This is a genomic window from Chryseobacterium gwangjuense (genome assembly GCF_021311115.1).
GTDB classification, from domain to species: Bacteria; Bacteroidota; Bacteroidia; order Flavobacteriales; family Weeksellaceae; genus Chryseobacterium; species Chryseobacterium gwangjuense.
Genome location: NZ_JAJTNP010000006.1, coordinates 359,047 through 365,729, shown reverse-complemented (window position 1 = coordinate 365,729; position 6,683 = coordinate 359,047). Strand labels below are relative to the sequence as shown.

At 33.0% G+C, this 6,683-nt stretch carries 6 protein-coding genes; all 6 read right to left on the bottom strand.

Annotated features, from left to right (window positions below):
* On the bottom strand, nt 1-207 hold a 207-nt coding region (locus LV842_RS14055), incomplete at its 3' end, for a GDP-mannose 4,6-dehydratase (protein WP_233112068.1).
* 9 nt (nt 208-216) lie between these two features.
* A complete protein-coding gene (locus tag LV842_RS14050) occupies nt 217-798 on the bottom strand; it encodes an acetyltransferase (protein ID WP_233112067.1) in 582 nt (193 codons plus the stop codon).
* Nucleotides 799-825: 27 nt separating this feature from the next.
* On the bottom strand, nt 826-1,431 hold the full coding sequence (locus LV842_RS14045) for a sugar transferase (protein WP_233112076.1): 606 nt from the start codon (nt 1,429-1,431) through the stop codon (nt 826-828).
* Nucleotides 1,432-1,456: 25 nt separating this feature from the next.
* Nucleotides 1,457-2,692 carry a glycosyltransferase family 4 protein gene (locus LV842_RS14040; RefSeq protein WP_233112066.1) on the bottom strand — a complete coding sequence of 412 codons (1,236 nt, stop codon included), beginning with the start codon at nt 2,690-2,692 and terminating at the stop codon, nt 1,457-1,459.
* Nucleotides 2,689-4,557, bottom strand: a complete 1,869-nt coding sequence (locus tag LV842_RS14035; RefSeq protein WP_233112065.1) for a heparinase II/III domain-containing protein — start codon at nt 4,555-4,557, stop codon at nt 2,689-2,691. Before LV842_RS14035 ends, LV842_RS14040 begins: the two co-directional genes overlap by 4 nt.
* A 4-nt stretch (nt 4,558-4,561) precedes the next feature.
* Nucleotides 4,562-6,679 (bottom strand): bi-domain-containing oxidoreductase, encoded by a 2,118-nt coding sequence (locus tag LV842_RS14030; RefSeq protein WP_233112064.1) that lies wholly within the window; start codon nt 6,677-6,679, stop codon nt 4,562-4,564.
* Nucleotides 6,680-6,683: the final 4 nt, after the last annotated feature.

The window sequence follows — 6,683 nt, the reverse complement described above, 5'->3', positions numbered from 1 at the left end:
TGCTCTTAATTCTTCTGGTTTTGTAATGTCTGCTTTTTCGAAAACATAATTGGGTTCATTCTCAATGTCTTTCAGATTTTCAAGGTTTCCGGCATACGTCAAAGCATCAAGATTGATGATGGTGGTTTCCGGATTGTTTTTTACAAATTCTCTTACAACATGAGAACCGATAAACCCGGCACCGCCGGTAATAATAATATTTTTCATTGTAATGTTTTATATACTTTTGCCCGGATTTCCAACTACTTTCGAACCATCCGGAATATCTTTTATAATCACTGCTCCTGCTCCTATAACACACCATTTTCCAATACTTATTCCAGGAATAACAGATGCCCCTATTCCAATATGCGTACCCTCACCAACAAATACATTGCCTGCCAGTGCCGCATTCGGAGAAATATGTACAAAATCTTCAATGATACAGTCATGGTCTATTGATGCATTGGTATTGATGATACAATGTCTACCAATTGTAACGGCAGAATTAATTACAGCACCTGCCATCACAACAGTTCCTTCTCCTAAAATTGCTCTTTTAGAGATTGTGGAAAAAGGGTGGAATAGTACAGAATAGGAAAAATTTTTATTTTCATCTACAATCTGCTTTCGAATCTTATTATTTCCAATAGAAATAATAAGATCTATTTTATTAGTAGGAACTTCGTGTATAATAGGATAATCAAAAACTGCAGTTTTTGAAATGTCCATATCAATAAAAGCTGTTATTTTGATATCGCTTTGCTCTGCTATTTCAGCAATTACTTTACCATGTCCGCTTGCTCCATATAAATACATGAGAAAATTGTATTAATTAATAAGAAATTAATTTGAACCATTAAACGGCTCTGCCGTTACCTGCCCTTCCTGCGAAATCCCCTCGCTTTTAAATACTTTTTTAAAAGTAGTCAAGAACACTTTTAAATCAGTACTTAATGACACGTTATCTACATACCAAACATCCAGTTCAAATTTTTTAGTCCAAGATATGGCATTTCTTCCATTTACCTGTGCCCATCCTGTAATCCCTGGTCTGACTTCATGACGTTTCTTTTGAATTTCGTTATATAAAGGTAAATATTGTGGTAATAAAGGACGTGGTCCTATCAAAGACATATCCCCTTTCAAAACGTTAATAAGTTGAGGAATTTCGTCCAAAGAGGTTTTTCTTACAAACATACCAATCGGTGTAAGCCTTTCTGCATCAGACAGCAAATTTCCCGAAGGATCTTTTTTATCATTCATCGTTTTAAATTTAATGATTTTAAAAATCTTTTCATTTAATCCCGGACGAGCCTGAAAGAAAAACGGTTTCCCATTGTTTGCAAAATATAATCCTATAGTAATAATGACAAAAATCGGACTTAAAACTATCAGTCCCAGCAATGCTACTGAAAAATCGAATAATCTTTTTATAAAATTTTTATAGATCATTTTATTATTAAATATAAACCGATTAACGTAAAATTTGCTGTATAGATTTCAGATATTTATCTGCCAAAACTTCTCTATCAAAATTTTGTTTTGCATATTCGTATCCATTTTCACCTTCTTGCTTTAGTCTGATTTCATCACTAAGGTATTCACGAATTGCTTTGTTGTATTCATCTGCATTTTCAGGCTCTACATAAACTCCTGCTTTTGCATCTTCAACTAACTCTCTTGACACTCCGTCTATCGCCATCAGAATAGGTTTCTTACATGAAAAATAATCAAAAGATTTATTAGAATAAACTGTTTTGAAAGTATCCACTTTTTTTAACACAGAGGCTCCCATTTCCGATGCTAAAATATATTTAAAAACTTCTTTTTTAGGAACCGGATCTAAAAAACGGACATTCGTGTTCTTCATCTTTTTTGATTTTTCAATCAAACGTTCTTTTTCCATTCCCTGACCAATTAACAGAAATAAAACATTTGTATCTTCAAGTTTTTTCCCTGCGTCTAAAATCTGATCTAAATGATTGGCAACACCATGCGCACCAACATATGTGATTACGAAATGGTTTTCCAGATCATGTTCTTTTCTGAAATCTTCCCGGTTAAATGTTGCAAGTATCTCTTCGGAAAGAGAAAAGTCTGCAGCATTAGGAATCATAATCAGTTTACTTTTGTCTACCCCTTTTTTTTCATTTAAGGTTTTATAGAAAGCAGGAGTAAGAACATTTATAAGCCTTGCTTTTTTATAAATAAAATTTTCAAACCAATACGCTAATTTAATGACCAATTTATTAGTAAGCACTCCTGTATCAATAGCAGATTCTGGCCATAAATCTCTGATTTCAAATATCATCGGAATTCTTTTCAATCTTGAAATAAGATATCCTGAACCTCCCACAAATAACGGCGGTGAAGTAACAATAACTGCATCATATTTTCCTTTTATGTGAAAAATACCTGCCCAAAATGATGAGAACATAAATGAAAAATACCCCCATAAACGACCTATGAAACCCTTATTGTATGCTTCAGATACATGGGTTCTGTGAACAGTCACATTTCCCTGTTTCTTTTTTGCAAAATATTTACCTTTATATTCTGCTCTTTTCTCAGATCCTGTATAATGCATCATTCCTGCTATTACAGTCACTTCATGCCCCTGAGAAGTCCAAGTTTTTGTTATTTCATTCCATCTGGAACCTCCCGGATCATCTTCTTCTAAAAAATACTGATGTAATAGTAAAATTCTCATGATAGATTATAAGTAATTATTGTACTGATATTTTTATTAAATTCAAAATAAACAGATTTTTCATCCGTGTAGTTTCCGTAATAATCTGAATTAAATGAATCGAATTTATGTCTTTCTTTATCAGATTCAATATTAAGTTTGTTATCGTTTGGATGCCAAATCTGTTTCATTGAAAAATCATCTAAATTTTGAAGATTATCTTCAACAACCCACTGAGGATTTATTTTAGAAACTCTAATCGTACGATCTTGAAATGCATTTTTATTTAGAAATTCAAAAGCTTTAATTCTTCCCGTGAATAAATATTCGGTTTCCGTTTCTGTCCATCCAGCTTTAAGTTTCTGTGACCAAAAATACCATATAAAACGCCCGCCTTTCAACATTTGCGATTCATCATTTACCATAACCACATTATGAGAAAGAGAGCCCATAAAATATTTTAGCTTTTCAGCATCTGTATTATATTTATAGGTACCGGAATCACGTAATATATTGTTTCCTTTATACCATATATCCAAATGTAAATTATCCGCCTGTGCAGGGCGATCTTTATGGTTTCCACATCTGATAAAGGTAAAGAAATCATTATTTCTGCATAAATAGTATCCTCCATTCTCAAATGAAAGCGTTCCTTTCTGTTTAGAAATTGGCTTGAAATTTTTTTGAGCAAATATTTTCCCGTTCCAACATAAATCTTCTTCAATTTCATTGTTTTCGAAAATATTTTTTCCGGTTAAAATATAGTGTAGTGTATTGAGTTGAGGTCTATAGTCTCTGTAATCAGCGTCAGCTAAAGGGAAAAATAATGCCCCATCATTTGAACCATAATTGGGAAGTTTTCCATTTTCATCCTGCATACATTGATAAAGAAAATTCAATGATTTGTATGCTTTATCATAAACAGTATCAGAAAACCAAAAATTATTTTTTTGTGTCAAGCTTATTCCAAAAGACAACAACTGAATAACTACGCGATGATAATTCATTGAAAACTGCAAAAATGTACCATCATTATAGATTTGATAATTGATTTCTTCTTCAAACCATTTCAAACCTTTTTCGGACCATTTTTTTGCTTCAGGAATAAATGGAAATAAAATATTTGATAAGCTCAGAAATAATGTTTCTGTGATCGCATGATTATTACGCACCGCTATCCTTGAAAAATCAATATGATGATACACATGATGAAGAGACGCATACATAACATTCTGTATCTTTTTCCATCTGTCTTCTGTTAATGCTGTTGAATTCTGATAATAATAGAGCGCAAAACACCAGTTGAATATACGCAAAGAAATTTCTTGGCTACATCTCCAATTAGGTCCTTGATTAATTGGGTTAGCACTTATCCAAGAATCGATTTCCGAAAAAATAAATTCTGATAAATCTTGATCAAAATGATAGTCATAACGAATTAAAGTCAACAAATAGGAAAACCTTGACTTTTCCCAGACAAATTTTATATCACCTGCTTCTTCAGACAAATCAGGGATTTCCGACCAATGCTTTGTATTATCATACTGATAACCATTTGAAGGATTCGTAATCCAATTATAATCTTTTCCTAGGGATAACCAATTTGCATTAAAAAACAATAATTCTCCCGAAATAATCTTCTCGGCTTTTTCTTTTAATTGTTGAGAATTTATTTTTTGTATTTGTAATTTTTCTTTGGCATCAATTAAAAACTCTTTCTTGGATACTTTCCAATCTGCTAAAGAAATTGGTTTAGAAAGAGTGAGATTATATGGATGTTTTTTCTTGAGTTGCCCCGTCTTTTTTTCAAACTCATGACGAACACGGTATGCTACATACCGTGTTCCCATGTTTTTATATAATTGTATGGCTAATTTAAGATTCATACCATTAATCTATATCTATCCAGCTTTTAGTTTTTAAACTCTCAACTGCAGCAAAAGATGCTTTTGTAGTATTGATAATTTCGTCCAGCGGAATCAAAGGACTTCCTCCTTCTTTAATTTTCTTAATTAGCGTATGGAATTGGTTTTTGTGCCCTTTATCTAAGCTTGTTTTCAGTTTAGAAAAGCCTTTTACTCCAAATCCTTCTGTTTTTCTAAAGTTATCCATTATAAATGTTCTCTCCTGAGAAAACACTTCCAGTCTTTCTTTAGAATACGCTTTTGAACCATTTGCAAAATAATTGATAACTCCTGTAGAACCATTTTCGTATTTTAAAAGAATTGAAGCATTATCTGTATTTTCTTCAGGGTTTATTCCCATTGAATTCATACATACAGATTTTACTTTGCTTCCTGTAAGATAGGTAATTAAATCAATATAATGACAAGCTTCACCAATGATACGCCCTCCACCAACTTTCATATCATGTACCCAAACATTCGGAGGAATAAATCCTGCATTCATCGTAGCGATGACGTTCATTGGAGCATTACCTACCAATTGTTTGATTTTAACTGTATGAGGAGAAAATCTACGATTAAAACCTACTGTGATATTTTTACCTGTTTTCTGCTGAATTTCTATTATTTCATTTAATTCAGTCAGATTTAATGCCAAAGGCTTTTCAACAAATACATTTTTACCTGCTGTCAATGTTTCTTTTACCATTGGAGCATGCAGATCATGACGGGTCGTAATTAAAACAAGATCTACTTCAGGATCATTTAAAATTTGTTTATAATCGGTTGTAGAATTAGCTATATTATATTTTTGAGCAACTGCTGTTCCGGTTACCCCTCCATTACTTGCAATATATTTATAGTTAGCACCACTATCCTTTAAAGCAGGCATCATCGTCATTTTTGTAAAGTTACCAGAACCGATAATTCCTATTACTCCTTTTGAGCCTGAAAAATTGGTATCTGTTAATTTTACATTACGACTTGGATTTAACTGAGTGCCTTCATCATATTTTAATATGGATGCAATAGAATGACTGCTTCCTATTTCACCGTAAATGTTGAGGTAATCATTTAGTTCAACAACTTCTGTTATCATTTCTTCGACAAAAATACGTTTTGTACTGATTGCCTGAAGTATGGTTTCAAAATTCCTTTTTTCAGTCCAACGTACAAAAGGCAAAGGATAATCTATCCCTTTTTGCTCGTAATTTTCATCATATCTACCCGGTCCATATGAGCAGGAAACCTGAAAAGTCAGTTCTTTTTCATAAAATTCTGCTCTGCTGATATCTAAACCGATTACTCCTACTAAAATGATTCGACCTCTTTTTCTACTCATGCGTGCAGATTGAGAAATGATATCGTTATTTTTTGCAGAAGCAGTGATTATTACCCCATCTGCACCAATTCCGTCAGTAAGGTCTTCAACAAATTTTACGACATCTCCTTTTAATGGATTAAATGGAATAATTCCCCATTGTTCAGCCATTTTCAATTTAGATTCGTCAATATCTGAACCAATTACTCTACATCCGTTTGCAACAAGTAACTGTGCTGTAAGTAATCCTATTAATCCTAAACCTACAACGACTACTGTTTCTCCTAAAGTTGGATTAAGTAGACGAATTCCCTGAAGACCAATAGAACCTATAACAGTGAAAGTAGCTTCTTCGTCAGAAATATTATCCGGAATATGTGCTACCAAATTTTGGGGGATGCAGACAAATTCTGCATGCTGACCATTAGAAGCTACTCGATCTCCTATTTTGAAATCATTAACTCCTTCACCCACTCCAATTACACGTCCCACATTACAGTACCCTAAAGGAAGAGGTTCCCCCAATTTATTGAAAACGGTTTCAACAGTTGGCATTAATCCGTCTGTTTTAATTTTATCTAATACCTGTTTTACTTTATCCGGCTGTTGACGTGCTTTGGAAATTAAATTTGATTTCCCGAACTCTACCAACATACGCTCAGTTCCCAATGAAACAAGAGAACGTGTTGTTTGTATTAAGATACATCCTCTTTTTATCTGAGGTGCAGGCACTTCTTCTAAAATTGTTTCTCCAGTTTTAAATGACTGTATAATTTGCTTCATTTAT

What these genes read in the sequence shown, in the direction of transcription:
- LV842_RS14030 (WP_233112064.1), bottom strand. Translation starts at nt 6,679, where the DNA reads ATGAAGCAAATTATACAGTCATTTAAAACTGGAGAAACAATTTTAGAA.
- LV842_RS14050 (WP_233112067.1), bottom strand. Translation starts at nt 798, where the DNA reads ATGTATTTATATGGAGCAAGCGGACATGGTAAAGTAATTGCTGAAATA.
- LV842_RS14040 (WP_233112066.1), bottom strand. Translation starts at nt 2,692, where the DNA reads ATGAGAATTTTACTATTACATCAGTATTTTTTAGAAGAAGATGATCCG.
- LV842_RS14035 (WP_233112065.1), bottom strand. Translation starts at nt 4,557, where the DNA reads ATGAATCTTAAATTAGCCATACAATTATATAAAAACATGGGAACACGG.